The organism is Noviherbaspirillum phoenicis (assembly GCF_047237965.1).
Taxonomy (GTDB): Bacteria; Pseudomonadota; Gammaproteobacteria; order Burkholderiales; family Burkholderiaceae_D; genus Noviherbaspirillum_A.
In genome coordinates, this window is the sequence record NZ_JBDFLX010000001.1 from 1,021,646 (window position 1) to 1,046,062 (window position 24,417).

The following is a 24,417-nucleotide window of genomic DNA, read 5'->3' on the forward strand; positions in this document are numbered from 1 at the left end:
CGGCGGCGCGGCATGGCGGCGCTGCCGGATGAAGTCAGACGGCGCGGTCTTTCTTCACTGCGCGCCGGCGCCGCGCATCCTTGGGGTCGGCTACCAGGGGCCGGTAAATTTCCACCCGGTCGCCGTCGCGCAGCACGGTATCCGGCGCTTTCTTCTTGCCGAAAATACCCACCGGACACGGATCAGCATCGAAATCCGGCAGCAGGCCGCTGGCCATCACCGCGTCGCGGAGGGAGCTGCCTTCATCCAACGTCAAATCAAGCAGCTGCGGCGCCTGCGGCAGCGGATGGCAGACCTGAACGCGGATCTCAGCCATACACCACGTCCGCGCGCTTGGTGAAAGAATCGACGAAGCTGTTGGCGATCATGTTGAACACCGGACCGATGATCTGCTCAAGGATGCGGCTGGAAAATTCATAGTGCAGGTTGAAGTCGATGCGGCAGGCGTCGGCGCGCAGCGGCTTGAAGGTCCAAGTGCCTTCGAACTGCTTGAACGGCCCGTCGACGAAACGCATCACCATCTGGGTGGGCGGGGTGTTGGTGTTCTCGGTGGTGAAGCTCTGCCTGACCCCGTGATAATTGATCTTCAGCGTGGCCACCAAAGTATTGCCCTCACGATTCCGGACCTCGACCCCACCGCACCAGGGCAGGAATTTTGGATAATCCTCGACCCGGTCGACCAGGGCGAACATCTGCTCGGCGCTGTAGCCGACCAATACGGACTTGTGTACGACTGCCATTGACTGTGAACCGTTTGATAAAATGCGAAGGTTGAAATTTTAACCGACCGCCACCACTTCCCCTTGATGAGCATCGCAGACAATAAAAAAGCCTTTCACGACTACTTCATCGAAGAGCGCTTCGAGGCCGGCATGGTGCTCGAGGGCTGGGAAGTCAAGTCCATCCGCGCCGGCCGGGTCAATCTGAAGGAAGCCTATGTGGTGGTGCGCAAGGCCGAGCTGTATCTGTTCGGCTCGCACATCAGTCCCCTGCCCACAGCTTCCACCCATATCAACCCCGACGCGGTGCGCACCCGCAAGCTTCTGCTGCATTCGGCGGAAATCAGCAAGCTGATCGGCAAGGTCGAGCGCGCCGGCTACACCCTGGTGCCGCTGAACCTGCACTTCTCCAAGGGGCGCATCAAGTGCGAGGTCGGCCTGGCCAAGGGCAAGAAGCAGCACGACAAGCGCGAGACCGAGCGGCTGCGCGACACCCAGCGCGAGATTCAGTCGGCAATGAAGCAGAACCGGCGCTAGCAGCCCGGGAAGAATAATGCGCACCCGGTTACCCGGGAATGCGCAAGATGCGATGCGCGTAGCTTAGCGGTTCTTTGCAACGCGTTGCAGCGCAAACCATGCCACTGGCGAGAAAAGCGGGCTTGGCCAAGAGCCGCGAGCCTTGCCAGTCGCTCACGCCACCGATCCGCGTGGCCGCAATGGTGCGTCGCGTCTTCCACCGAAGTTCGCAATCAAGCGGCTGCACGCCAGCCTGAACCGCGCCCTTTCGTGGCGCCCACGCCCGCTTCGCATCGCATAAGCCTGCAATCAAGGGGCGGCAGGCCGTGACATTGTGGCGCGTGACGTTACCCAACTTGCACGAGAGTCAAGTGAGGGTTCCTGGCGCACCTTCCCGCTACGGAAAATGCCGAATGCCGTCGCGGGAATAGCTCAGGTCAGGGCCTGAGCCGAGCGCAACGCCTTCCCCTCCTTGCTCCCTTCCCTCTACCAACTCAGCGACGGAGAGCAGACATGCGCAACCAGCAGGGGATTTACCTATTCGCGGTCAGTGTCCTGACCGCTCTGGTCATTACCGGATGTGGCAGCAACAGCAATTCACCATCAGCCGGCACCGCGCCGACCTCTACAGTGATCAGCGGTATTGTGGCCAGTGGCGGTCCCATTGAAAACGCCCGCGTCGACATCAAGGACCAGACAGGAAAAAACGTAGGTTCGGGTGTGACGGCACCAGACGGCTCGTTCAGCATCGAGATCGATCCTTCCTTTAGTCCGCACATGGTGATGACGGCCACAAGTGCCGATGAAACATTGGTCAGCATGGTTGACACACGGGTCAGCACCACTGTCAATGTCAACACCATCAGCACGCTGATTGCCGCGTTGATGTCGGCAAGCGGCAATCCATCGGCTCTGGCGGCTGAACTGGCAAGCGGGCAAGTCACCTTTGACGAGAAATCCATTGTTGCCAACTGGGGCAAGGTAGAGTCCATTTTGAAGCCCCTGCTCACAGCCCTGAACACAGAAATTGCCGGCCTACGCTCAGGGCCCGCACCCGCCAACGGCACGGGGCCAGACCGGCTGCTGGATGCCCTGGATATCGGCATTACAAAAAATGCGGATAACACCAGCACCATCCAGATATCGATCAAGAGCGCCGGGGAAGAGCAGGAGATGCCCGTCATCAGGTTCACCAACAGCATGCTGCTGGAACGAATACTGAAGGACAACGGCATCACGCCCACCGCAATACAGAATCAGGCCATCCAGGCCGCGAACCTGCCGGCCTCCGGCACAAGTGCGCAGATCGCCGACCTGCTCAAGCGCATGACTGCCTGTTTTTCCTTGCCGGTCGCGACGCGGGTCGACATTGCAGCAGGAACCGTGACTGCGCCGCAATGCCGGACCCTTTTCAAGAACGACGATCCTGCGAACTACCTGCACTCCGGCGCAGTGGTGGGAGCCGCCAGCGCATTCCCGGGGCTCTTCGCCGAAAGCGGTACCGGCGCCGGCTACGGCCAGGGCACGTTTGAATACAGGCGAGACAACGGGGATATCGTGTTCAGTTTCATCTCGGTCAGCAAAACTCTGGTGTCACGCCGCGAGGAGTCGGTCGCCACGCCTGGGCGCGATGGCAAGCTGAGGCTGACGGGGAACCAGTACAGGTTCGCAGGGAGCGTCAATCCCATGGCCGAGGTACGTGGCTATATGCAAAGCGGACTAGGCGGTCTGATCAGTACAGGCTATGACATCAAGATACCGCTCCAGGAAATCAACGATGAAAAGATCGTCCGCGTCGATGTGACATCACCTCGCGGCGTCAGATATTCACTCGTTCGCGGGTCCAGTTCGATGACGCTGCCAAAACTCGACAGCCGTTTCAACCCTGAGGTTGACGACAATAGCGAGATCGTCGATTCCAGTTCGGCTTTTGTGCGGCTCAGAGTAATTACTGCTACCGACTCTCTATTTAACGACGGGAAATCGGCCCCTGCGGTGCCCTATACAGGAGAGCGCGACCTGCAATTGCCGCGCCAGAACGAGACCGACGATACGATTGCCTCCTACCCGCCACGCGGCATATGGACGCTGGCGTACTTCACGGCCAACAGCCAGGTTCCGGTAGCCACCCAGGCTGTCAGGACGAGAGCCAGGGCGATGTCGGTGGAAGAGTTGAAAAACAATCGGCCGGGGGTACCTCTGTACAGCTATTACCTCACGGACGAAAGTTTGAAGCCACTGCTGGATCGGCTGTATAGCTCTTCGCCCGGCAGCGGTTTGCACTTGTCGCTGCAGGATCTGCGTTCAACCTCTTATGCATGGTCAACACTTGTCCCGCCTCCCTTCACGCCTCTTGCGCCAGTGTCCCTTCGCGTAATGGGAACGCTGCTCACGCCGTCCAGCATACCGCCCTTCCTGGACTTCGTTGACAACGTTGACCTGAGTCCGGACATGAAGCAGGCGGAGGTGCCCTGCAGCTTCGACACCGGCGTCCTCCACTGCGATGCCCAGGGACGCTATCTGGAAAACACCTGGCTTGACGGCGTTCAGTTGCTTAGCCGGGATAACTATGGAAGGGAGTTCTCCTACGTGGCGAGCACATTGCGCCCTGCGCAATGAGATCTAGCCGCAGGCGCTGCCGGGCTCTGCCACCACCGCCATCGCCACCGCCACCGCAATGGGCGACCGGGGAAGTTGCAGCGATGCCGGGAAGCGCCAGGCCGCTGGCTCAGGTCAATTGCCGAGCCAGGTCTACGATGTCGTTCGCAAGGAAATCGAACTCGCCTTCGGCTACCCTGGGCAGGCGGGCCTCCTTGCCATACTCATGCGGACGGGTGACGTAAGCGGTGCGCAGCCCGTGCTCCCTGGCCGCGCGCAGGTCTTCCGGATGGCAGGCGGCCAGCAGCAGCTCGTTGGGGGCAACGCCCAGCAGGTCGGCGCAGCCCAGGTAGGTTTCCGGGTCAGGCTTGTAGTGGTGGAACAGCTCGGCCGAGATCACGCAGTCCCAGGGCAGGCCGGCGCGCTTGGCCATTTCCGTCAACAGCGAAAAGTTGCCGTTGGAGAGCGTGGTGATGGTGTAGGCGCTCTTGAGGAGGGCGAGGCCCTGCACCGAATCCGGCCAGGCTGGCAGGCGGTGCCAGGCCAGGTTCAGTTCATCGAGCTCAGCCCTGGGAATGCCGCCGAGGCCGTGGCGCGGTGCGACTTCATCGAGGATCAGGCGGTGCAGGCCGTCGATGCGGGTCCAGGGCAGTTCGCCATTGCGGACCCGGTTCATCGCAAGCGGATAGCCGGCGCGCCAGTCGGCGGCAAAGCGATCCCAGTCGCCGGCTACCCCATGTCGTTCCGCGACCGCGGCGGCTTCGGCGCTGATGCCGCCATGCCAGTCGACCACGGTGCCGAATACGTCGAAAGCGATTGCCTTGATGCGGGTGTTCATAGCTTGGGTGCTCCGGAAGTTGGCGAAGGCATCACCCTAACGCAAAACACCCTGCGTGATGCAGCGGCACCACGCAGGCTTGCGTCAACAATGTCCGGCAGCGAGCGCAACAACGGCTAGATTAGCGAATCATCCCCACCGCCGAAATCGTCGGACATGCCGCCATCGTCGAAGGCGACGTTATCGTCCGCCACGCCGTAGTCCTGCGTTTCCTGGGCCGGCGCCGTGCTGATGTCATTCAGGCCGGCATCCTGCGCCAGGCTGTTGTCGGCACCGGAAGTCTGGCCGGCGCCGGCGTCCGAGGTCAGGCCATGCTGCTGGCCGGCGTCGTTGCCATGATGGCTGTTGAGCAGGTTACCCAGGCCCTGAAACAGGAAAGCGCCGCCCGCGACGCCTGCCGCGGTGGCCGCCATGGTTCCCAGGAAGCTGCCTCCTCCTCCGCCCATGCCGCCGCCGAACCGGGACCAGCCGCCCTGGCGCTGGCCTGGGTATGGCACCTGTCCTTGCGGATAGGCACCCTGGCCGGCTTGTGGATAGGCGCCCTGCCCGGCTTGCGGATAAGGGATGGCGTTGAGAGTCGATGCGCGCTCCGGGATGGCGCTGGCTGGCGCCGCGGCGCTGCGGGCGCTGTTGCCCCAGGTGTCGGCGCCGCCGAGAAAGCTGCCGGAAGACGCCGGCCGCGCCGCCTGCGCCTGGCGCTCAAGCTCGGCGATGCGGGCCTGCGCGGCTTCCAGCGCCTGGTCCTGCAGCAGCGTGCGCTGCACCAGCAGGTAGGCGGCGTCGGGCTGGCGCGATACCGCGGCGTTGATCATTGCGTCGGCTTCGGGGTCGCGCTGCACGCCGCCGGCCTGGTTCAACTGGCTTAAGAACTGTTGCAGCTTTTCCTGTTCCTGCGGGGTCATGGTCATGCTCCTTGAGTTGGTGGACCAGCCGCCCGGTTAGCGTCGGCGGCACAGGCGCCATCTGGGGGCATGTTGGCAAGCGTACAAGGGCCGGCTGGGGCGAGATGCGCAACTTCTTGAGCACATCCCGATCCGGTCAACCGCCGGCACAAATCCCCTCAGTTGAAGGTAATGCCAAGCGCCGCCGCTGCGGCGCGGCGTTCTTCTGAAGTTGCACCCGACTTCTCGATAGTTGCAAAAGCGATCCAGGCAGCGCTGACCTCGAAATGGTCGCGCAGCGCGGCCCGGGTGTCGCTGCGGCCAAAGCCGTCCGTGCCCAGCGTCACATACGGCCCGGGCACCCAGGCGCGGATGCTGTCGGCCACTGCTTTCACATAGTCGCTGGCGGCGATCACCGGGATATCGCCCTGCAGCTGCTGCGTGACATACGGCACGGCCTGCTCGTCGCGCCAGCGGTTGTGGCGCTCCACCGCGATGGCCTCCCGGGCGAGTTCCGAGAAGCTGGTCACGCTCCATACCTCGGCGGCGATGCCGAAACGCTCCCGCAGCAGTTCGGCGGCCGCAAGCGCTTCCTTGACGATGGGCCCCGCCGCCAGCAGCCGCGCCTGCGGTGCGTCCACCGTGACGATGCGGTGCATGCCGCGCAGGATGCCCTCGCGCGCGCCTTCCGGCATCGGCGGCTGCGGATTGTTTTCGTTGGTGACGGTCAGGTAATAGAACACGTCATCGCCCTCTTCCAGCATGCGACGCATGCCGTCCTGCACGATGACCGCGACCTCGTAGGCATGGGCCGGGTCGTAGGCGACGCAGTTGGGGATGGTGGCCGCCACCAGGTGGCTGCTGCCGTCTTGATGCTGCAGGCCTTCGCCCGCCAGGGTGGTGCGGCCGGAGGTGGCGCCGACCAGGAAGCCGCGGGCGCGCTGGTCGGCCGCGGCCCAGATCAGGTCGCCGACCCGCTGGAAGCCGAACATCGAGTAATAGATGTAGAACGGCAGCATCGGCAAACCGTGCGTCGAATAGCTGGTGGCCGCAGCGGTCCAGGAGGAAATGGCGCCGGCCTCGGTGATGCCCTCTTCCAGGATCTGGCCGTCCTTCGCCTCGCGGTAGGACAGGATGGAGCCGATATCTTCCGGCTCGTACAGCTGTCCTTGCGAGGAATAGATGCCGAACTGGCGGAACAGGCTGGCCATGCCGAAGGTACGGGCCTCGTCGGCGACGATGGGCACCACCCGCTTGCCGATGCCGCCATCCTTCATCAGCGCGCCCAGCATGCGCACCAGCGCCATCGTCGACGACATTTCCTTGCCGTCCGACTCCAGCGCGAAGCGGGCATAGGATGCGATGTCCGGCACCGGCAGGCTGGCGCGCGGATCATGGCGGCGCGGCAGGTAGCCGCCGAGCGCGACGCGGCGCGCATGCAGGTGCTGCATTTCGGGACTGTCGGCGGCGGGCTTGTAGAAGGCCAGCGCGGCGCAATCGGCGTCGCTGATGGGCAGGTCGAAGCGGTCGCGGAAGGCCAGCAGTTCCTCGTCCTCCAGTTTCTTGTGCTGGTGGGTGGTCATCCGGCCCTGTCCGGCGCTGCCCATGCCGAAGCCCTTCTTGGTCTGGGCCAGGATCACGGTCGGCCGGCCGCGATGCGACACCGCGGCGGCATAGGCGGCATGGATCTTCTTCATGTCGTGGCCGCCGCGATGCAGGCGGTCGATCTCGGCATCGGTCAGGCTGGCGGCCAGCGCCTGCATCGCGGCGCTCTGGCCGAAGAAGCGGGCACGGTTGTAGGCGCCGTCGTTGGCGGCGAAGGTCTGCAGCTGGCCGTCCACGGTCTGGTTCAGCGCCTCGACCAGCGCGCCGCCGGCATCGCGTCCGAACAGCGGGTCCCAGTCCGATCCCCACAGCAGCTTGATCACATTCCAGCCGGCGCCGTCGAACAGGGTTTCGAGTTCGTCGACGATGTGGCCGTTGCCGCGCACCGGGCCGTCCAGGCGCTGCAGGTTGCAGTTGATGACGAAGGTAAGATTGTCCAACCCCTCGCGCGCGGCCAGGCTGAGCGCCGCCAGCGATTCCGGCTCGTCCATCTCGCCGTCGCCGAACACGCCCCAGACCCGCCGGTCCTGCGCCGGCAACAGGCTGCGGTGCTCCATGTAGCGCAGAAAGCGCGCCTGGTAGATGGCGTTGATCGGGCCGATGCCCATCGAGCCGGTGGGGAACTGCCAGAAGTCCGGCATCAGCCAGGGATGCGGATACGACGAAAGGCCGCGCGCGCCGTGGTGGCGGGCTTCGATCTCGCGCCGGTAATGGCCGAGGTCGGCTTCATTCAACGCGCCTTCCAGGTAGGCGCGGGCATACACGCCGGGGGCCGAATGCGGTTGGAAGAACACCAGGTCGCCGCCGAAGTCGCCATTCCTGGCGCGGAAGAAATGGTTGAAGCCGACTTCGAACAGGTCTGCCGCCGAGGCATAGCTGGCGATGTGGCCGCCCAGCTCGGCATGGGCGCGGTTGGCGCGCACCACCATGGCCAGCGCATTCCAGCGCATGATGCCGGCCAGTTTCCTCTCCACCGCCAGCGCGTCGGCGCCGCCGGGAAAGGCCGGCTCGTCGGCGGCGCGGATCGTGTTCACATAGGGCGTGTTGCGGGCGGCGCGCCACTGCACGCCCCATTCCCAGGCGGCGGAGGACAGTTTCGACAGGATGAAGCGGGCGCGCTCGCGGCCGCCGCTCTGCAGCACCGCCGCCAGGGCATCGACCCACTCGGCGGTTTCGGCCGGGTCGGCATCGGTGTGGGTGATGAGCTGGCTGGCGGGCGGCATATCCATGGCGGTCTCCTGCAAAATGTTGTGCGAACCAGTAAGGTACGCTTCCCTAGCCGGCATAGGGAACCGAATATTGCTGCATCGCGGATTCGAGACGGCATAAAATGTCGCAACTCAACAACTTGAAAGCATGCGATGCCGGAACTCAACCTTGACGCCGCCGACCTGCGCATCCTGCGCCTGCTCCAGGAAGACAGCGCGCAGAGCAATGTGGAACTGGCCGGGCGCATCAACCTGTCGCCCTCGCCGACCCTGGCGCGAGTGCGCAGCCTGGAAGCGCGCGGCGTGATCTCGCGCTACGTGGCCTTGGCCGATCCGCATGCGCTGGGCCTGAAGGTCAATGTGTTCATTCAGGTCAGCCTGGAAAAGCAGGAGGCCGGCGCGCTGGCGCGCTTCGAGCAGGAAGTCAGCCGTTTCGACGAGGTGATGGAGGTCTACCTGATGACCGGCGACGCCGACTACCTGCTGCGCATCGTGGTGCCCGACATCCAGGCGCTGGAGCGCTTCATCCTCGACCACCTGACCCGCATCCCGGGCATCAAGAACATCCGCTCCAGCTTCGCGCTGAAGCAGGTGAAGTACAAGACCGCGCTGCCGCTGGAGCATGCCGGCGCCAGGTAGCGATGGTCCTGCCGGTCCTTGACCCATCTCAAGCGCGTCCTGCGGCGCAGCCAGCACAGTAGGCAAGCAGGCGGCATGCACACGCCGCAAGGAGAGAGACGATGGAACAGGCTGCGCACGACTTCATCGTGGAAATTCTCGACCAGTGCCAGGACCTGGCGCTGGCCACCATCCGGCCGGACGGTTACCCGCAGGCCACCACGGTCAGCTATGCCCACGACGGGCTGACGATCTATATCGGCGTGGGCCATCAGAGCCAGAAGGCCGACAACATCCGCGCCTGCGACAAGGTGTCGTTCACCGTCACCGCGCCATATGCCGACTGGAGCGAGATCCGGGGACTGTCGGCAGCGGCCACCGCCCGCATCCTCGAAAAGCCGGAAGAGATCGAACGGGCCGGCGACTGCCTGCTCGGGCGCTTCCCGCAGGTCGGGCAATGGGCTGACGCTGCCCGCAGCGGCGCGGTGCTGCTGCTGGAAATCCGGCCTCGAATCATTTCGCTGCTGGACTACCGCAAGGGCTTTGGCCATACCGAACTGGTCGGCGCATGAGCGCCCTCGCGGAGCGGCGGTGAGCTGCGCGGCCGACCGCGACCCGTCTGCGCCGCTGGCGCGCCGGCGCGGGCCGGGGCGGCTGGCTGCGTGCCTGTACGGCGCCTATGCATGGGCCGCCTTTGCGCTGGTCTTGCTGGCCTTCGGCACGGCGATCGTTGCGCTGCGCAGGCCGGCGCGGGCAAGGCCGGTGGCGCGCGCCGGCTGCCAGCTGCTGTTCCGGCTGCTGGGCATGCCGCTCTCGGCGCATGGCCTGGAACGGCTGCCCCCGGCTACGCAGCGCCATCTGCTGCTGGTCAACCACAGCAGCTTTCTGGATGGCCTGGCGCTGGTGGCGATGCTGCCGGCGCGTCCCGGCTATGCCTTCGTGGTGCGCCAGCAGTTCCGCATACAAGGCCTGCTGTGCCCGCTGCTGCGCGCGCTGGGCACGGTGGTGCTGGCGCCGGCCAGCGCCGGCAGCCATGCCGGCAATGCGGCGCGCATCGCCCATGCGCTGCGGCGGCGCGGCAACCTGATCGTGTTTCCGGAGGCCGGCTTCGTGCCGGAGCCGGGTTTGCGGCGCTTCCACAGCGGCGCCTTCGTTACGGCCGCGCAGGCCGGCTGCCCGCTGGTGGTGGCCGGCCTGCGCGGCGCCCGGGAGGTGCTGCGGCCGCGCGGCTGGCTGCCGCGCCGGGCGGCCCTGACGCTGGAGATCGGGCCGACGCTGCAGCCCGACCGCGAAGACATAGGACCATGCATGCGCGCCGCGCGCCAGGCGATGCTGGCGCTGACCGGAGAACCGGACATGGCCGGGCAGACGCAGCGCTGAGCGCCTGCCCGGGCCATGCCGGGCCGCTTGACTTACATCAACCGCCGCGGCCATGCGCGGTGCGAACCTTGCTGCGTCGCGGCCTGCCCTCACCGCCCTGCTCCCGCTGCGCCTGTCCGGTTCCGCGGCCCGAATACACCAGCCAGAAAGCATGACCAATCCCCACATCGAGCGCCAGGCCGTCTTCACGCTGCAGGGCGTGGCCAAGACCTACGTCATGGGCGAGCTGCAGGTCCAGGCCCTCAAGCCCACCGACCTCGCGCTGTACGACGGCGAGCTGGTGGTGCTGCTCGGCGCATCCGGCAGCGGCAAGTCCACCCTGCTCAACATCATCGGCGGGCTGGACCTGCCCAGCGCCGGCACGCTGCGCTATGGCGCGCTCGACCTGTCGGCGGCCGACGACGCCACCCTGACCCGCTTCCGGCGCCATCATGTCGGCTTCGTGTTCCAGTTCTACAACCTGATTCCCAGCCTGACCGCGCTGGAAAACGTGCAGCTGGTCACCGAGATCAGCGACCATCCGATGGATGCCGCCGAGGCGCTGGCGCTGGTGGGCCTGGGCGAGCGGCTGGACCATTTCCCGGCCCAGTTGTCCGGCGGCGAGCAGCAGCGGGTGGCGATTGCCCGCGCCATTGCGAAGCGGCCCGACATCCTGCTGTGCGACGAACCAACGGGTGCGCTGGACTACCAGACCGGCCGCATCGTGCTCGACGTGCTGGACCGCATCAACCGCGAGTTCGGCACCACCACGGTGGTCATCACCCACAACGCGGCGATTGCCTCGCTGGCGCACCGGGTGGTGCATATCGGCAGCGGCAGCATCACCCATATAGACGTCAACGCGACCCGGCTGTCGGCGGAGCAGATCGCATGGTGATGCCGGCCTTCATCGGTGCGCTGGACCGCAAGCTGCTGCGCGACCTGTGGCGCATGCGCGGCCAGGTGCTGGCGGTGGCCATGGTGGCGCTGTGCGGCATCGCCACCTTCGTCACCATGCGCGGCTCCTACGAGGCGCTGCTCTCGGCGCAGCAGGCCTATTACGAGCGCTACCGCTTTGCCGATGTGTTTGCCAGCGTGCGCCGCGCGCCGTTGAATATCGTCAGCCGGGTGCAGGCGATTCCCGGCGTCAGCGAAGCCCAGGGCCGGGTCGTGTTCGACGCCTCGCTGGACGTGCCGGGGCTGGATGAACCGGCGAGCGGGCGGCTGGTGTCGCTGGCGCCGGACGGCGCCGGCCTGAACCGGGTGCACCTGCGTTCGGGCCGGCTGCCAGGCACTCTCAGCCGCAACGAGGTGCTGGTCAGCGAAGCCTTTTCCGGCGCCAACCGGCTGCGTCCGGGCGACACGCTGGGCGCGATCATCAACGGCCGGCGCGAGCGCCTGCGCATCGTCGGCATTGCGATCTCGCCCGAATACGTCAACGAGATCAAGGGCAACAGCTTTCCCGACAACCGCCGCTTCGGCGTGCTGTGGATGGACCGCGACGCGCTGGCCGGCGCGCTGGCCATGCGCGACGGCATCAATGACATCACTGTCACGCTGGCGCCGCATGCCAGCGAGCAGCAGGTGATCGCCGAACTGGACCGGCTGCTGGCGCCCTATGGCGCGATCGGCGCCTATGGCCGCAGCGAGCAGCTGTCGCACAATTTCTTGGCCAACGAGCTGGCCCAGAGCCGGGTCAGCTCGACCGTGCTGCCGGCGATCTTTCTTGCCGTGGCGGCCTTCCTGATCCATAACGTGCTGCTGCGTCTGACCACGCTGCAGCGGGCGCAGATCGGCCTCCTGAAGAGCTTCGGCTACAGTCGGCTGTCGGTCAGCCTGCACTACATGAAGTTCGCGCTGCTGACCGTGATGACCGGGGGCATGGGCGGCATCGCGGTCGGCGCCTGGCTCGGGCACGGGCTGGCCCGGCTGTATGCGCGCTTCTATCATTTCCCGCAGCTGTCGTTTGCGCTGTCGGGTTTCGCGATTGCCGCGGCGCTGTCGATTGCCGCGCTGTCGGCGGTGGCCGGCGCGCTGCTGGCCGCGCGCCGGGTGGTGACGCTGTCGCCGGCCGAGTCCATGCGGCCGGAAGCGCCGGCGCGGTTCCGGCCGGGGCCGCTGGAACGGCTGGGCCTGCAGCGCTGGATCGCGCTGCCGGTGCGCATGGTGCTGCGCAACCTGGAGCGCAAGCCGGCCAAGAGTCTGCTGTCCATCCTCGGCCTGGCGTCGGCGCTGGCGCTGGTGATCACCGGGCAGTACACCTTCGATGCGCTCAACGAGATCGTGCGGGTGCAGTTCCGGGTGGCGCAGCGCGATGATGTCACGCTGTCCTTCAACGAACCGCGCGACTGGTCGGTGGCCTACGACCTGGCCGCGCTGCCCGGCGTGCTGCGGGTCGAGCCGTTCCGCTCGGCGGCGGTGACGATGCGCTTTCGCCATCGCAGCAAGCGCACCGCGATCGTCGCGCTGCCGCCGCGGCGCGAGCTGCGCCGGGTGCTGGACGAGGACGAACGCGCCATCGACCTGCCGCCCAGGGGCATCGTGCTGACCCGCATGCTGGCCGACACGCTCGGCATCGCCGAGGGCGAGCACCTGGAGATCGCCTTCATGGAAGGCCAGCGCCAGCGCGCCGAAACGCCGGTGGTGCGCATCATCGATGAGCCGATCGGCATGCTGTCGTACATGGATGCGCGGGCGATGGCGGCGCTGGCGCAGGAACCGCTAATGGCCTCCGGCGCCTTCCTGGCGGTGGACCCGCAGAGCCAGGGCGCGCTGTACCGCCAGCTCAAGACGGTGCCGGCAATCCGCAGCGTCAGCCTCAGGGAAGCGACGCTGCAGAGCTTCCTGTCGACGGTGGCGGAGAACATGCGCATCAACACCGTGGTGCTGGTCAGCTTTGCCTGCATCATTGCGCTGGGCGTGGTCTACAACGCCACCCGCATCGCGCTGTCGGAACAGGCGATCGAACTGGCCAGCCTGCGCATCCTCGGCTTCACCACAGCGGAGGTGGCGGCGATGCTGCTGGGCCAGCAGGCGGCGCTGACCCTGGCCTCGCTGCCGCTGGGCTGCCTGCTGGGCTATGGCCTGGCGGCGCTGCTTTCTGAATTGCTGAGCCAGGACCTGTTCCGCATTCCGCTGGTGGTCAGCCACCGCACCTTCCTGCTGTCGATCGGCGTGGTGCTGGCCGCCGCAGCGGTGGCCAGCGCCCTGGTCTGGCGCAAGGTGCGCCGGCTGGACCTGATCGAAGTACTCAAGACCCGGGAGTAACGCTGCATGGAGTCACGCACCCTGATCAAGGCAGCGCCGGCGCCGGCTGCCGCGCCGCCCAGGCCCTCGGCAGCCAGGGCCGCGCCTGGCCGCAAGCGCATGGCCTTCATCGTGCTGGCGCTGCTGGCGCTTGGGCTGCTCGGCTGGCTGCTGTTCGCGCCGGCGCCGCTGGCGACCGAACTGGCCACGGTCAGAACCGGACCGATGCAGGTGGCCGTGAGCAACCAGGGCCAGGTCCGCATCCACGACAAGTACGTGCTGGCCGCGCCGGTGGCGGGCCGCCTGGCGCGCAGCGCGCTGGACGATGGCGACCCGGTGCGCCGGGGCCAGGTGCTGGCGACGCTGTATCCGACGCCGATGGACCCGCGCCAGCGCGAGCAGGCGCAGGCGCGGCTGGAGTCGGCGCGGGCGCTGGCGCGCGAGGCGGAGATGCGGGCGCAGCGCAGCGCCAGCGACCTGGCGCTGGCCGCCAGCGAACGCGGCCGGGTGGAGCGCCTGGTGGCCGAGAAGTTCGTCTCGCCGCAGGCGATGGACAAGGCCCGCTCGGCCGAGGCGGCGGCGCGGGCCGAGGCCGACGCCGCCCGCGCCCGCTCGCAGGCGACGCAGGGCGACGTGCGCGCCGCCCAGGCTGCGCTGATCGCCGCCGACGCCGCCGCCGATCAGCGAGGCCAGCAGCCCCTGCCGCTGACCTCGCCGGTGGATGGCTATGTGCTGAAGGTGCATGAAAAGAGCGAGCGCATCGTCGCCGCCGGAACGCCGCTGGTGTCGGTCGGCAATCCGGCCGACTACGAGATCGTGGTCGATGTGCTGTCCACCGACGCGGTGCGCATCAGGCCGGGCCAGACCATGTGGCTGGACGACTGGGGCGGCGGCCAGTCGCTGCGCGCCATGGTGCGCCTGGTCGAGCCGGTGGCCTTCACCAAGGTGTCGGCGCTGGGCGTGGAGGAACAGCGGGTCAATGTGATCGCCACGCCGGTGGATGCGCTGGGGCCGCTGGGCGACGGCTACCGGGTCGAGGCGCGCGTCGTCACTTGGGAAGCCGGGCAGGTGCGCAAGGCGCCCGGCAGCAGCCTGTTCCGGGTTGGCGACGCCTGGCATGTATTCGCGGTGGAAGACGGCCGGATCCGCGAGCGCACGGTGAAGATAGGCCAGCGCAACCAGGAAGAGGCGCAGGTGCTGGATGGCCTGGCGGACGGCGAGCAGGTGGTGAGGTTTCCGAATAACCAGATGAAGGATGGGATGCGGGTGCGGCCCTTGCCATGACGGCTGTGACCGCGGAGAGCAGCCAGGCAAGCCTGGGTTGCACCGGTCATGCAGTTTGCTGCCGGGAGCGCACGAAACGGCCGCGGCAACTGCCGCGACAGTTTGCCGCTTCTGCCAGCACATCGTCAGGACTTGTGTACGACGATGGAGCCGCCGTTCACCAAGGTCCCCTCGCTGGATGTCCCCTCGGTGCCGCTGGTGGTCTGGTTGTCGTAGTCGACGACATCCTCGCCGGTGTCGGGACTGGTATGGAAAATCCTGATGCGGAAGCGGTCGGCCTGTCCTATCTTGTCGCCATCGACGGCGGTGAGGATGAACTTGTAGCCGTCCACGCCATTCAAGGCGCCGCTTCCCTTGTACTGCGCCCGCGCACCGGCCACCACCAGCCAGTCGTAACTGGTGCTGCTGAAACCGAACTTGGCGCTGATGAAGCGGAACTGCGTATGGCCGGAAGGGACCGTTGCGCCCCTTTCATATTTCGATACAAAACCAAATGTGGCGCGTCCGCTGAGCGACGTATCCGCCCGGTAAGCCCCCGACGGGGACTGTATCCATCCGCCGCCAGTGACATAGCCGCCGGCGGGATCGTAGACGACGATATCCTGCGACACCTGCGCGTAACGCCCGGCATTGTCCGTGACCTTCAACGTGGCCTTGTAGATGCCCGGGTTCGGGTAGGTGTAGCTGCCTGATACCGTGCCGGTGCCGCCGCTTTCGGTCAGTGCGCCGCTGGCGGACGTGCCATCTCCCCAGGTCCACTGCGCCACATGGGTATCGGCGACGTCGGCGTCGACAAAGGTGGCCGACAGGTTGAGCGGCGTGCCAGTCGCCAGCACGATATTGCCGTTGATCGGGCCGATCGATGGTGCGGAAGCGCTAGGTACGCCAGGGCTCAGCAGGACCAGCCCTGTATTGGATGCGGCCAATATGCTGCCTGTGTCGGCGATGGCAATGCCTGCCAGTATCCTCAATCCCGCGTCACGCAAGGCGCGCGGCGTGCGGGTGTTCAAGTCGATCAGCCCTTCGGCGGCGCTCCAGAGGAAACCGCTGGCGGCTTGCGGAGAAAGCCCGAAATAACCCACCACCTGCCCGAGGTTGTTCACAGCCCATGCCTCCGAGTTCGCAGCACCCGGCGTGAGGTCGATCATGCCGTCGGCTTCCGTCCACAGATAGCCATGCAGTGCGCCGCTGTCGGTGACGGCATTGCCGACCACCTGCCCCAGGTTATTGCTGTGAATGGCAACCGATGTTCCTGTCTTGTCAGCGCGCAGGCTGCCGAGCGTGTTCATTTTTCCGGACTGCGGCGTCCATGCAAACGCCTGGGTCGAGCGAGTGCGCGTGACGAGATTGAAGGTAGTGGCGTTGCCGACGACCTGCCCGCTATCGTTGAGATTCTTTACCTCGGTCGAATAGGACAGGTCGGCCTGCCGCTGGCCGACGATGCCCAGGTCCTTGATCGATCCGTCCTTCCAGACATAACCATGCACCTCGGTATTGAGGCCAGCCGGCGCCGGCACGGTCGCCAGAAAGTCTCCGGCTATGGCGCCCTCCGCGTTGATCTTGAGCATGCCCAGGCTCGTGCCATTGGCAAAGCCGCTCACAGCGCTTGCCACGCCGTTTTTCCATCTGTACAGCAACTGCTTGCTGGGCACCTCCGCGTCTTCGATCTGGAAAGCGACTTCGCCGGCGTCATTGATATCAACGGCAGCGCCGTTCGTTTCCGCCTCGGGCAGGAAGTCGGACGCGCCCCCGGCAACGGTCCAGATGAACTGCCGCAGCTTTCCATTGGACAAGCGCGTGCCCACCACCTGCCCGGCATCGTTGACGGCGGAAACCAGGCCCAGGGTGTCCAGCACGGGATAAATCCTGGTTCCGTCGTAATAGCTGCCGGTAAACCGGCTGGCGCCGCCTGTGCCCGGCAGGTTCACCATGTTGAAAATGACCTTGCCCTGCGGGCTGATGCTGTTCTGATCCGCCGTGCCATTCTCGGCAAGATTAACCACCGTGTACTCCACATTGCCCACGGCTGCGGCTACTGCGCTCAGGGTTGGCGCCGGAACAGGCCCGTTTGCGGTGAGGCTGCCTTCGCCGCAGGCGGCCATGAGGCCGCAAAACACCAGAGCCAGACAGCCTCGACCAGGCACGGTCTGTGTCGCCGCCGTTTTCTTCATATTGGCATCCGCTGAATTGAGCCCCGCTTCCGGACAGACAAGTGAGGGGCAAATTGATCTATAAAAGCACCAAGAATCTTTAAACGAACAACTACAGGTTAGAATATTTTTACCAGAAGTCAAATACGGCATGAAACCGCCAGGTGGCGAATGCCCGGCGTTTCGGCAGGCGGATGGCGCCAGGGTTTGACGGGAACGCATTGGACAGCGGCGCTAGGCCGCAATAATGTCAGTTCAGAAAAATCGACTTTCCGGCTTTCTTCATGGCGTGTCCAACCAATCCAGGCAATCGGGGCCTGTACCGTCCTTTCATCCCGGCAAGCTGTCCCGATGGCTGACCACGACATCCCGGGCCGCCCCTACCAGCTGCGGCGCCTGCTCGGGCCGCTCCTAAGCCTGGCCATCGTTGCGATGGCGCTGTGGGGACTACAGGGCATGCTGCGCGAGAGCAGTCCGCACGCCATTGCCGCCGCCCTGCGCCTGCTGCCGCCGTCCCGTCTGGCGCTGGCGCTGGGCTGCCTGCTGCTGGCCTACCTGGCATTGACGCTCTACGACCTGCTCAGCCTGCGCTGGCTGGGCCGGCCGCAGCCGTGGCGCCGCAGCGCGCCGGTGACCGCGACCGCCTTCGCGCTGGGCAATGTCTCGTTCAATGCAATGGTGGTTGCAGGCGGCGTGCGCTATGCCGGATTGCGGCCGCTGGGCCTGGCGCCGTCGGAGGTCGCCCGGATGGCGGTCTTCGCCAGCCTCGGTTTCTGGCTGGGCTATGCGGCGCTGGGCGGCTTGCTATTCGCGCTCAACCCCGTCAAGCCCTCGGTGCGGCTTGCCGGCCTGCTGCTGCTGGCGCCCGCGGCCTACCTGCTGCTGTCGCGCCGGCCGCGCACGCTGCGCCTGCGTGGTTTCCGGATGACGACGCCGCCGCTGCCGCTGTGCGTCGGCCAGCTTGCCGCCGGGGTCACGGAACTGCTGGCCATTTCCAGCGTGCTGTGGCTGCTGCTGCCGGATGTTCCGGATCTTGCCTGGAGCCATTTCATGCAGGCCTTCCTGCTCGCCATCGTGGCCGGCAGCGCCAGCCAGGCGCCGGGCGGCCTTGGTGTATTCGATTCGGCCTTTCTGCTGCTGCTGCCGAAAGGCATCGATGTGTCGCAGGCGGTGGCCGCGCTGCTGGCCTTTCGCGTGCTGTATTACCTGGCGCCGCTGCTGCTGGCGCTGGCGGCCCTGGCGCTGCGCTGGCTTGTGCGACGCCGGGCCTAAATTGCTGCATTCCAGGCGACAACCTTTAGAATGTGCGCCTCTTCCCGGAACATTCCCATGCGCATCCTCCTTGCCGAAGACGACAACATGATAGGCGCCGCCGTGCGCGACGCGCTGCTGCAGGACGGCTACGTGGTCGACTGGCTGCGCGACGGCCCGCGTGCCGACGCCGCGCTGGCTGCCGGCGACTACGACCTGGTGCTGCTGGACCTGGGCCTGCCCGGCAAGCAGGGGCTGGATATCCTGCGTAGCCTGCGCGAGCGCCGCAAGACGCTGCCGGTCATCATCATCACCGCCCGCGACGCGGTGGAGTCGCGGGTCGCCGGGCTGGACGCCGGCGCCGACGACTACCTGGTCAAACCATTCGATCTCGATGAACTGGCCGCCCGCATCCGCTCCGCGCTGCGGCGCAGCGCCGGCCGCGCCGGGCCCGGGCTGCAGCTGGGCGGCGTTGCGCTCGACCTGGCGCGCCGCAGCGTGCAGCGCGACGGCGTCCCGGTCACGCTCTCGGCGCGGGAATACGCGATCGTCGAGGCGCTGGCGCTGCGGCCGGGCGCGATCCTGTCGCGCGCCCAGCTGGAGGAAAGAATGTACGGCTGGGGCGAGGAAATCGAGAGCAATGCGGTCGAGGTGCACATCCATGCGATCCGCCGCAAGCTGGGCCCGGACTTCATCCGCAATGTGCGCGGCGTCGGCTATTACATCCCGCGTCCGGATGGCGCCGCATGAAGTCGCTGCGCGCCCGGCTTTCGGTATTCCTGCTGGCGGCGGCGCTGCTGGCGGCCGGCGTCACCGGCCTGCTGACCTACCGCAACACCCTGCGCGAGAACGAGCAGCTGTTCGACTACCAGCTGCGCCAGACCGCGCTGTCGCTGCGCGACCAGGGCACGGCAGCCGGACTGCCGCCGGCCCCCGGTCCGGGCGAGGAAGCGCCGTCGGTGGTGGCGCAGATCTGGACCATGAACGGCACCACGCTCTACCTCTCGCATCCGGACAGCGGCCTGCCCGACCGCGCCGTGCTCGGCTTTTCCAATGTCGACGCCGGCAACCGCCGCTGGCGGGTCTACAGCATGGCCGCGCGCGGTCGCATCATCCAGGTGGCGCAGCCGCTGGAACTGCGGCGCGACCTGGCCGCCGCGGCCGCGCTGCGCAGCCTGCGTCCGCTCTTGATCTTCGCGCCGCTGATGGCGCTGCTGATCTGGCTGCTCGTCGACCGCGCCCTGCGGCCGGTGCAGCGGCTGGCGCTGGAAGTCAAGCGGCGCGACGCCGCCAGCCTCGAGCCGCTGCCGGAACACGACCTGCCGAGCGAGGTCGAGCCGGTGGCGCATGCGATCAACTCCCTGCTGGGCCGGCTGAAGCTGGCCTTCGACAGCCAGCGCGCCTTCGTTGCCGACGCCGCCCATGAACTGCGCTCGCCGCTGACGGCGCTGACGCTGCAGCTGCAGCTGCTGTCGCGCGCCAGCGACGCCGCCGCCCGGGAGGCGGCCGCCGCCCAGTTGCGGCAGGGCGTGGAGCGCGCCAGCCGGCTGATCGAGCAACTGCTGACGGCTGCCCGCACCGCGCCGGGCGAAGCGCCGGCGCCGCTGGCCCGGCTGGACCTGGCGGAGGCGGCACGCCAGGCGCTGGCCGACGCCTGGCCGCAGGCCGAGGCGCGCCGCATCGAACTTGCGCTGGACGCGCCGGCGCCGGTAACGATCAGCGCCGATGCCGACTCATTGCGCATCCTCATGCGCAACCTCCTGGACAATGCGATACGCTACACGCCACAAGGCGGCCAGGTGGCGGTGAACGTGGCGCAGCGCGGCGAGGAAGCGCTGCTGCGCGTGGACGACGACGGCCCCGGCATTCCCGCCGCGGAACGCGAGCGCGCCTTCCAGCGCTTCTACCGGGGCCAGGCCCAGGCAGCCGATGCCGACAGCACCGGCAGCGGCCTTGGCCTGGCCATCGTCGCCAATATCGCCGCCCGCCATGGCGCGCTGGTGGCGCTGGACGATGCGCCGCTGGGCGGCCTGCGGGTGGAAGTCCGGTTTCCGCTGCCAGCCCAGGCGCACCCTTCTGGAGAATCCCGATGAAAAAACTGATGCTGGCCCTGCTGGCCCTGCTGCCCCTGTTGACCTGGCAGACCGCGAACGCGGCCGACGACACCGCGCTCTGGGCCGGCCTGCGCGCCGGCACCCACGTGGCCCTGATGCGCCATGCGCAGGCGCCCGGCGTGGGCGATCCGTCGGGCTTCCGCCTGGACGACTGCCGCACCCAGCGCAACCTGTCGGCCGAGGGCAAGCGCCAGGCGGCGCGCGCCGGCGCCCTGTTTCGCGAACATGGCATCGCCCGCGCCACGGTGTACTCCAGCCAGTGGTGCCGCTGCCTGGACACCGCCGCCGGCCTCGGGCTGGGGCCGGTCACGCCGGAACCGGCCCTGAACTCCTTCTTCGAGAACGCCGGCCAGGAAAAGACGCAGACGGAACTGGTGCTGGGGCTGATCGGCCGCCACCCTTCGGCCACGCCGCTGGTGATGGTGACGCACCAGGTCAATATCACCGCGCTGATCGGCGGCTATGTCGAATCCGGCGAGATCGTCGTGGTCAGGGCCAGGGACGGAAAGCTGGAACTCGCCGGCCGCATCAGGCCGGCGCTGTAAGAAAGGACCCGGCGACCCGCACCATCCGGCATCGGCTTGTGGCATGATGCCGCCGGGATATTTTTTCCGGGACTCTGCAACAAAGCTGCAAAGACTCTGTCTCACGAGCTTATTGCCGCGAAACAATACCGCCACTTCTTGCCTCTGAGGAAACCGTTTCATGTCCGTCTCTTTCCGTCCACGCGTTTGCCTGTGCGTCCTGCCCCTGGCCCTGCTGGCCGCCTGCACGACATCGAGGCAGGCGGTGTACCAGAACGAAGCCTTCGGCGACACCAACACCTATTCCCACGTCTACCTGGCCAGCGCGGCCGAGACCTGCGAGGCGGCGCGCCGGGCGCTGCTGAGCCAGGGCTATGTGATCACCTCGTCACGCACCGACGCCGTCAATGGCCGCAAGAACTTCCAGCCCAACGGCGATGTGCATGCGGAGATCGAATTCCACGTGGTCTGCGCGCCGGACAGCGCCGACGGCAAGAACAGCGTCGCCTTCGTCAACGCCCTGCAGGACCACTATGCGCTGAAGAAGACCAACAACGCGGCCAGCGTCGGCGTGCCGGCGCTGGGCTCGGTGTCGCTGCCGTTTACCGGCAGCGACGATTCGCTGGTGAAGGTGGCCAGCCAGACCATCCTGGAGTCGAAGTTCTACGACCGCTTCTTCGGCCTGGTGGAACGCTATCTGCCGGCATCGGAAAGGCTGTCGGAGAAACCGCAGCCGGACAGCCTGCCGGCGCCGGACAAGCCGCAGGCGGAAAAATAGGCCTGGCGGCTAAAGGGACACCACCTGCGCGCCGTTAATAACCACATCCGACCACATCCGAACCACACCGCAGGCCCTTCGCGCCGATTCCGCTTCCGCCTCCCCATGCCGCTTTCCAGCCATCCTCGTTTCGCCGTGTTCGCCCTGGCCCTGCTGGCCGGCTGCGCCACCGCGCCGCCAGCGCAGGTGACGCGCGAGGCGCCGCCGCAATGGCAGGCGCCGCTGCCGCATGAAGGCAGCGGCGCGGCCCTGTCGGCATGGTGGCGCGGCCAGGGCGATGTGCTGCTGGCCGACCTGATCGACGCCGCCCAGGCGGCCAGCCCCAACCTGGCCACCGCCCGCGCCCAGATCGCCGACGCGCGCGCCACCCGGGTCGGCGCCGGCGCCGCGCTGCTGCCCACGCTGGACGGCAACCTGCAGGCCAGCCGCAGCAGCGCCCAGCCGCCGCTGCCGATGGCCACGGTGCTGCAGGGCGCGCTGCAGGCGCGCTGGGAAGCCGACCTGTTCGGCGCCAACCGCGCCGGCCGCGACGCCGCCGAAGCCAGGCTGGCCGGCGCCCAGGCCGGCTGGCACGAGGCACGGGTGACGCTCGCCGCCGAAACCGCCAGCCAGTATTACCAGTTGCGCACCTGCGAAAAGCTGGTGGAGGTGGCGGCCGCCGACGCCGCCTCGCGCAGCGAGACCGCGCGCCTGACCAGCCTGGCCGCCGACGCCGGCTTCCAGGCGCCGGCCACCGCCGCGCTGGCGCGCGCCACTACCGCCGAGGGCAACAGCCGCTTGGTGCAGCAGCGCGCCAGCTGCGACATCGACATCAAGGCCCTGGTGGCGCTGACGGCGATGCCGGAGGCCGAACTGCGGCGCCGGCTGCAGCAGCAGCCAGGCGTGCTGCCGCAGGAAGCGGCGCTGCGGATTCCCGCGCTGCCGGCAGCCGTGCTGGCGCAGCGGCCCGACCTGGCGCGCGCGGCCAGCGAGCTTGCCGGCGCCGCCGCCGACATCGGCGCGGCCGACGCCCAGCGCTATCCGCGCCTGACGCTGGCCGGCTCGGTCGGCGCGGCGCGCTTTCGCAGCAGCACCATCACCGGCTCGCTGGAAACCTGGTCCATCGGTCCGGTGGCGCTGACGCTGCCGATCTTCGACGGCGGCCGCCGCGCCGCCAACCTCGACGCGGCGCGCGAACGCTATGAGGCCGCCGCAAGCCGCTACCGGGCCGCGGCCCGCCAGGCGGTGCGCGAGGTCGAACAGGCGCTGGTCACGCTGGACGCCACCGCCCGCCGCGGCGAGGATGCGCGGGTGGCGGTCGAGGGCTACAGCGCCTCGTTCGCCGGCATCGAGGCGCGCTACCGCAGCGGCCTGGCCAGCCTGCTGGAACTGGAGGAAGCGCGCCGGATACGGCTCACCGCCGAGACGGCGCTGCTGTCCCTGCTCAACGAACGCACTGCCGCCTGGATTTCCCTCTACCGCGCCGCCGGCGGAGGCTGGGACGGCGCCCTCACCATCAGCGAACGCACCACGCCATGAAGAAGAACCTTGCCAGACCCGTGTTGATCCTGTTGCTGCTGGCGCTGTTCGGCGCCGGCGCCGGGCTGCTGGTTGGCCGCATCCGCCACGCGCCGCAGGAAGCCGCCGCGCCCAAGCCGGCGCTGACCGTCACCACGGTGCGGCCGCAGACGGTGGACATGCCGCGCCGGCTGGTGGCCAACGGCAATGTCGCCGCCTGGCAGGAAGCGGTGGTCGGCAGCGAGGCCGGGGGCCTGCGCCTGACCGACGTGCGGGTAAACGTCGGCGACAGGGTGAAGGCGGGCGACGTGCTGGCCGTGTTCGCCGCCGATGCGGTGCAGGCCGACATGGCGCAGGCCACCGCGGCGCTGATGGAAGCCGAGGCCGCGGCCGCCGACGCCGCCAACAATGCCCAGCGCGCCCGCACCTTGAAGGACAGCGGCGCGCTGTCGGCGCAGCAGATCAACCAGTTCGCCACCGGCGCCCAGACCGCCCAGGCGCGGGTGGAAGCGGCGCGCGCGGCGGTGGCCGGGCAGCGCCTGCGGCTGCGGCATACCCGGGTGCTGGCGCCGGACGACGGCGTGATCTCGGCCCGCAGCGCAACCGTCGGCGCGGTGGTGCCGGCCGGCGCCGAGCTGTTTCGCATGATCCGCCAGGGCCGCCTCGAATGGCGCGCCGAAGTCACCGCTGCCGAACTGGGCAATATCCAGCCCGGCGCGATGGCCACGCTGGCGGCGCCGGGCGGCGCCGAAGTCCAGGGCCGGGTGCGCATGGTGGCGCCCACCGTGGACCTGCAGAACCGCACCGCGCTGGTGTATGTCGACCTGCTGCCGCCGGACGACGGCGCGCCGCCGAACAATCGCGTGCTGCCGCTCCGGGCCGGCATGTATGCCCGCGGCGAGTTCGACCTCGGCAGCGCGCCGGGCCTGACCGTGCCGCAGCAAGCGGTGGTGGTGCGCGACGGCTTTTCCTATGTGTTCCGGCTCAATGCCGACAACCGCGTCAGCCAGGTCAAGGTGCGCACCGGCCGCCGCCAGGGCGAGCGGGTGGAAATCGTCGAGGGCCTTGCGCCCGATGCGCTGCTGGCGCTGGACGGCGCCGGCTTCCTGAACGACGGCGACCTGGTGCGGCGCGCCGACGGCCCGGCAGCCGGGCCATGAGGCGGCCGCAGCCGGCATGCCTCGTTCGATGAAACCCTGCAGCGCGCATCGCGCGCCCGCCCCCACCCCGA

The 24,417-nt window shown here is 67.6% G+C and carries 21 protein-coding genes; 15 read left to right on the top strand and 6 right to left on the bottom strand.

Features of this window, described 5'->3' with window-relative positions; all coding sequences use genetic code 11:
• Window positions 1-34: 34 nt before the first annotated feature.
• Window positions 35-316, bottom strand: a complete 282-nt coding sequence (locus ABC383_RS04690) for an RnfH family protein (RefSeq protein WP_413012215.1) — start codon at window positions 314-316, stop codon at window positions 35-37.
• Window positions 309-740 (bottom strand): type II toxin-antitoxin system RatA family toxin, encoded by a 432-nt coding sequence (locus tag ABC383_RS04695; protein ID WP_413012216.1) that lies wholly within the window; start codon window positions 738-740, stop codon window positions 309-311. Before ABC383_RS04695 ends, ABC383_RS04690 begins: the two co-directional genes overlap by 8 nt.
• 66 nt (window positions 741-806) lie before the next feature.
• Between ABC383_RS04695 and smpB the strand changes: the two genes are divergently transcribed.
• Together smpB and ABC383_RS04705 are read left to right on the top strand one after the other, a co-directional pair.
• On the top strand, window positions 807-1,256 hold the full coding sequence (gene smpB, locus ABC383_RS04700) for an SsrA-binding protein SmpB (protein WP_413012217.1): 450 nt from the start codon (window positions 807-809) through the stop codon (window positions 1,254-1,256).
• A 492-nt stretch (window positions 1,257-1,748) separates the two neighbouring features.
• Entirely contained in the window at window positions 1,749-3,854 is a 2,106-nt protein-coding gene (locus ABC383_RS04705) for a hypothetical protein (protein ID WP_413012218.1), read from the top strand.
• Window positions 3,855-3,963: 109 nt separating this feature from the next.
• On the opposite strand, the gene ABC383_RS04710 is transcribed toward ABC383_RS04705, so the two are convergent.
• The 3 genes from ABC383_RS04710 to mdeB all read right to left on the bottom strand — a co-directional run bounded on the left by ABC383_RS04710 (window position 3,964) and on the right by mdeB (window position 8,386).
• Complete coding sequence (locus ABC383_RS04710) at window positions 3,964-4,671, bottom strand: haloacid dehalogenase type II (protein ID WP_413012219.1); 708 nt, start codon at window positions 4,669-4,671, stop codon at window positions 3,964-3,966.
• Between the two features lie 116 nt (window positions 4,672-4,787).
• On the bottom strand, window positions 4,788-5,573 hold the full coding sequence (locus ABC383_RS04715; protein ID WP_413012220.1) for a DUF2076 domain-containing protein: 786 nt from the start codon (window positions 5,571-5,573) through the stop codon (window positions 4,788-4,790).
• Between the two features lie 158 nt (window positions 5,574-5,731).
• Window positions 5,732-8,386 carry an alpha-ketoglutarate dehydrogenase gene (mdeB, locus tag ABC383_RS04720; RefSeq protein ID WP_413012221.1) on the bottom strand — a complete coding sequence of 885 codons (2,655 nt, stop codon included), beginning with the start codon at window positions 8,384-8,386 and terminating at the stop codon, window positions 5,732-5,734.
• 132 nt (window positions 8,387-8,518) lie between these two features.
• On the opposite strand from mdeB, the gene ABC383_RS04725 reads away from it, so the two are divergent.
• From ABC383_RS04725 to ABC383_RS04750, 6 genes are all read left to right on the top strand, one after another.
• Window positions 8,519-9,004, top strand: coding sequence for an Lrp/AsnC family transcriptional regulator (locus ABC383_RS04725; RefSeq protein ID WP_413012222.1), 486 nt, complete (start codon window positions 8,519-8,521; stop codon window positions 9,002-9,004).
• A gap of 101 nt (window positions 9,005-9,105) precedes the next feature.
• Window positions 9,106-9,555, top strand: a complete 450-nt coding sequence (locus tag ABC383_RS04730; RefSeq protein ID WP_413012223.1) for a pyridoxamine 5'-phosphate oxidase family protein — start codon at window positions 9,106-9,108, stop codon at window positions 9,553-9,555.
• 19 nt (window positions 9,556-9,574) lie between these two features.
• On the top strand, window positions 9,575-10,363 hold the full coding sequence (locus ABC383_RS04735) for a lysophospholipid acyltransferase family protein (RefSeq protein WP_413012224.1): 789 nt from the start codon (window positions 9,575-9,577) through the stop codon (window positions 10,361-10,363).
• A 151-nt stretch (window positions 10,364-10,514) separates the two neighbouring features.
• Window positions 10,515-11,240 carry an ABC transporter ATP-binding protein gene (locus tag ABC383_RS04740; RefSeq protein WP_413012225.1) on the top strand — a complete coding sequence of 242 codons (726 nt, stop codon included), beginning with the start codon at window positions 10,515-10,517 and terminating at the stop codon, window positions 11,238-11,240.
• The gene (locus ABC383_RS04745) at window positions 11,234-13,609 is read left to right on the top strand and encodes an ABC transporter permease (RefSeq protein ID WP_413012226.1); all 2,376 of its coding nucleotides are present in this window, start codon (window positions 11,234-11,236) and stop codon (window positions 13,607-13,609) included. The genes ABC383_RS04740 and ABC383_RS04745 overlap by 7 nt, the downstream gene beginning before the upstream one ends.
• A 6-nt stretch (window positions 13,610-13,615) precedes the next feature.
• On the top strand, window positions 13,616-14,872 hold the full coding sequence (locus ABC383_RS04750) for an efflux RND transporter periplasmic adaptor subunit (RefSeq protein ID WP_413012227.1): 1,257 nt from the start codon (window positions 13,616-13,618) through the stop codon (window positions 14,870-14,872).
• 125 nt (window positions 14,873-14,997) lie between these two features.
• On the opposite strand, the gene ABC383_RS04755 is transcribed toward ABC383_RS04750, so the two are convergent.
• The gene (locus ABC383_RS04755; RefSeq protein ID WP_413012228.1) at window positions 14,998-16,974 is read right to left on the bottom strand and encodes a PKD domain-containing protein; all 1,977 of its coding nucleotides are present in this window, start codon (window positions 16,972-16,974) and stop codon (window positions 14,998-15,000) included.
• A gap of 399 nt (window positions 16,975-17,373) precedes the next feature.
• Here ABC383_RS04755 and ABC383_RS04760 point away from each other — a divergent pair, with 399 nt between their 5' ends.
• The 7 genes from ABC383_RS04760 to ABC383_RS04790 all read left to right on the top strand — a co-directional run bounded on the left by ABC383_RS04760 (window position 17,374) and on the right by ABC383_RS04790 (window position 24,346).
• Window positions 17,374-18,294 (top strand): putative bifunctional lysylphosphatidylglycerol flippase/synthetase, encoded by a 921-nt coding sequence (locus ABC383_RS04760; RefSeq protein WP_413012229.1) that lies wholly within the window; start codon window positions 17,374-17,376, stop codon window positions 18,292-18,294.
• Between the two features lie 57 nt (window positions 18,295-18,351).
• Window positions 18,352-19,023 carry a response regulator gene (locus ABC383_RS04765; RefSeq protein WP_413012230.1) on the top strand — a complete coding sequence of 224 codons (672 nt, stop codon included), beginning with the start codon at window positions 18,352-18,354 and terminating at the stop codon, window positions 19,021-19,023.
• Window positions 19,020-20,366 (top strand): ATP-binding protein, encoded by a 1,347-nt coding sequence (locus tag ABC383_RS04770; RefSeq protein WP_413012231.1) that lies wholly within the window; start codon window positions 19,020-19,022, stop codon window positions 20,364-20,366. Before ABC383_RS04765 ends, ABC383_RS04770 begins: the two co-directional genes overlap by 4 nt.
• The gene (locus tag ABC383_RS04775) at window positions 20,363-20,932 is read left to right on the top strand and encodes a histidine phosphatase family protein (RefSeq protein WP_413012232.1); all 570 of its coding nucleotides are present in this window, start codon (window positions 20,363-20,365) and stop codon (window positions 20,930-20,932) included. Before ABC383_RS04770 ends, ABC383_RS04775 begins: the two co-directional genes overlap by 4 nt.
• Window positions 20,933-21,092: 160 nt before the next feature.
• On the top strand, window positions 21,093-21,689 hold the full coding sequence (locus ABC383_RS04780) for a DUF2242 domain-containing protein (RefSeq protein WP_413012233.1): 597 nt from the start codon (window positions 21,093-21,095) through the stop codon (window positions 21,687-21,689).
• Between the two features lie 105 nt (window positions 21,690-21,794).
• Entirely contained in the window at window positions 21,795-23,207 is a 1,413-nt protein-coding gene (locus ABC383_RS04785; RefSeq protein WP_413012234.1) for an efflux transporter outer membrane subunit, read from the top strand.
• A complete protein-coding gene (locus ABC383_RS04790) occupies window positions 23,204-24,346 on the top strand; it encodes an efflux RND transporter periplasmic adaptor subunit (protein ID WP_413012235.1) in 1,143 nt (380 codons plus the stop codon). Before ABC383_RS04785 ends, ABC383_RS04790 begins: the two co-directional genes overlap by 4 nt.
• Window positions 24,347-24,417: the final 71 nt, after the last annotated feature.

What these genes read in the sequence shown, in the direction of transcription:
- ABC383_RS04690 (WP_413012215.1), bottom strand. Translation starts at nt 316, where the DNA reads ATGGCTGAGATCCGCGTTCAGGTCTGCCATCCGCTGCCGCAGGCGCCG.
- ABC383_RS04695 (WP_413012216.1), bottom strand. Translation starts at nt 740, where the DNA reads ATGGCAGTCGTACACAAGTCCGTATTGGTCGGCTACAGCGCCGAGCAG.
- smpB (WP_413012217.1), top strand. Translation starts at nt 807, where the DNA reads ATGAGCATCGCAGACAATAAAAAAGCCTTTCACGACTACTTCATCGAA.
- ABC383_RS04705 (WP_413012218.1), top strand. Translation starts at nt 1,749, where the DNA reads ATGCGCAACCAGCAGGGGATTTACCTATTCGCGGTCAGTGTCCTGACC.
- ABC383_RS04710 (WP_413012219.1), bottom strand. Translation starts at nt 4,671, where the DNA reads ATGAACACCCGCATCAAGGCAATCGCTTTCGACGTATTCGGCACCGTG.
- ABC383_RS04715 (WP_413012220.1), bottom strand. Translation starts at nt 5,573, where the DNA reads ATGACCCCGCAGGAACAGGAAAAGCTGCAACAGTTCTTAAGCCAGTTG.
- mdeB (WP_413012221.1), bottom strand. Translation starts at nt 8,386, where the DNA reads ATGGATATGCCGCCCGCCAGCCAGCTCATCACCCACACCGATGCCGAC.
- ABC383_RS04725 (WP_413012222.1), top strand. Translation starts at nt 8,519, where the DNA reads ATGCCGGAACTCAACCTTGACGCCGCCGACCTGCGCATCCTGCGCCTG.
- ABC383_RS04730 (WP_413012223.1), top strand. Translation starts at nt 9,106, where the DNA reads ATGGAACAGGCTGCGCACGACTTCATCGTGGAAATTCTCGACCAGTGC.
- ABC383_RS04740 (WP_413012225.1), top strand. Translation starts at nt 10,515, where the DNA reads ATGACCAATCCCCACATCGAGCGCCAGGCCGTCTTCACGCTGCAGGGC.
- ABC383_RS04745 (WP_413012226.1), top strand. Translation starts at nt 11,234, where the DNA reads ATGGTGATGCCGGCCTTCATCGGTGCGCTGGACCGCAAGCTGCTGCGC.
- ABC383_RS04750 (WP_413012227.1), top strand. Translation starts at nt 13,616, where the DNA reads ATGGAGTCACGCACCCTGATCAAGGCAGCGCCGGCGCCGGCTGCCGCG.
- ABC383_RS04755 (WP_413012228.1), bottom strand. Translation starts at nt 16,974, where the DNA reads ATGGCCGCCTGCGGCGAAGGCAGCCTCACCGCAAACGGGCCTGTTCCG.
- ABC383_RS04760 (WP_413012229.1), top strand. Translation starts at nt 17,374, where the DNA reads ATGGCTGACCACGACATCCCGGGCCGCCCCTACCAGCTGCGGCGCCTG.
- ABC383_RS04765 (WP_413012230.1), top strand. Translation starts at nt 18,352, where the DNA reads ATGCGCATCCTCCTTGCCGAAGACGACAACATGATAGGCGCCGCCGTG.
- ABC383_RS04770 (WP_413012231.1), top strand. Translation starts at nt 19,020, where the DNA reads ATGAAGTCGCTGCGCGCCCGGCTTTCGGTATTCCTGCTGGCGGCGGCG.
- ABC383_RS04775 (WP_413012232.1), top strand. Translation starts at nt 20,363, where the DNA reads ATGAAAAAACTGATGCTGGCCCTGCTGGCCCTGCTGCCCCTGTTGACC.
- ABC383_RS04780 (WP_413012233.1), top strand. Translation starts at nt 21,093, where the DNA reads ATGTCCGTCTCTTTCCGTCCACGCGTTTGCCTGTGCGTCCTGCCCCTG.
- ABC383_RS04785 (WP_413012234.1), top strand. Translation starts at nt 21,795, where the DNA reads ATGCCGCTTTCCAGCCATCCTCGTTTCGCCGTGTTCGCCCTGGCCCTG.
- ABC383_RS04790 (WP_413012235.1), top strand. Translation starts at nt 23,204, where the DNA reads ATGAAGAAGAACCTTGCCAGACCCGTGTTGATCCTGTTGCTGCTGGCG.